This is a genomic window from Brevibacterium gallinarum (assembly GCF_014836885.1).
Lineage (GTDB): Bacteria > Actinomycetota > Actinomycetes > Actinomycetales > Brevibacteriaceae > Brevibacterium > Brevibacterium gallinarum.
This window is the reverse complement of sequence record NZ_JACSPY010000038.1, coordinates 1-850: the sequence shown is the minus strand read 5'-3', so window position 1 is coordinate 850 and position 850 is coordinate 1. Positions and strand designations below refer to the sequence as shown.

The 850-nt window shown below is 61.3% G+C and carries 1 pseudogene; it reads left to right on the top strand.

What is annotated here, in order from left to right:
* Positions 1-74: 74 nt before the first annotated feature.
* A pseudogene (locus tag H9634_RS14375) lies at positions 75-776 on the top strand (IS1634 family transposase); the annotation flags it as partial.
* Positions 777-850: the final 74 nt, after the last annotated feature.

Sequence of the window (850 nt, the reverse complement as noted above, 5' to 3'; positions counted from 1 at the left end):
GAGGGTGGTCTACCCATGTCTGACTCTCCTTCAGGACCTACATAACGGCCCTGCCACTAAGTCTGACGCGCGACAGGGTAACGAAAGCACCCAACGATCTGGCCTCACATTTCCGGTGGCACGGGGATGCGTTCACTGACGGGCAGATCGTCGACACCGTGACTCCACGCTACGGCAGAACGGCCACGAACGACGTCCTGCTGCGCGAGGAACCAGTGTGGAATCCAGAGCAGATGGGCAAGGACTGGCGGGCAGTATGGGCATTCTCACGCAAACGGGCGCTGCGGGATCAGCAGACCCTGAACCTCCAGGCCAACCGTGCTCAAGAGATCATCGACGGGCAACGCCAGGTGAAGTCAGCGAGGTTCGTCAAGACCACAGCAGCCGGGCGGAAACTCGACGAAGCCGCGCTCAAGCGGGCCCGCCGCCTGGTCGGGCTCAAGGGCTACGTCACGAACATCCCCGCGACCATGATGCCCGCCGAGGAGATCATCAGCTCGTATCACGACTTGTGGCGGGTTGAGCAGTCCTTCCGCATGTCGAAGTCCGACCTAGCAGCCCGACCGATCTTCCACCACACCCGGGACGCGATCGAAGCGCACCTGACCATCGTGTTCACCGCGCTGGCAGTCGCCCGCCACATGCAAGACAGGACAGGACTGTCGCTGAAGCAGATCATCACCACGCTGCGGGCCATCCACGCCGCACTTATCGAGATCAACGGAAAGATCGTGAAGATCCCCGCCCGCATCCCAGACAACGCCGCAAAAATCATTGTCCCGCGTCAAGTAGTTGGCAGGATTTCCTTGGTTTTGAATGTCGGGGTGGTGGGGTCGGCTAGGCCCAGGTG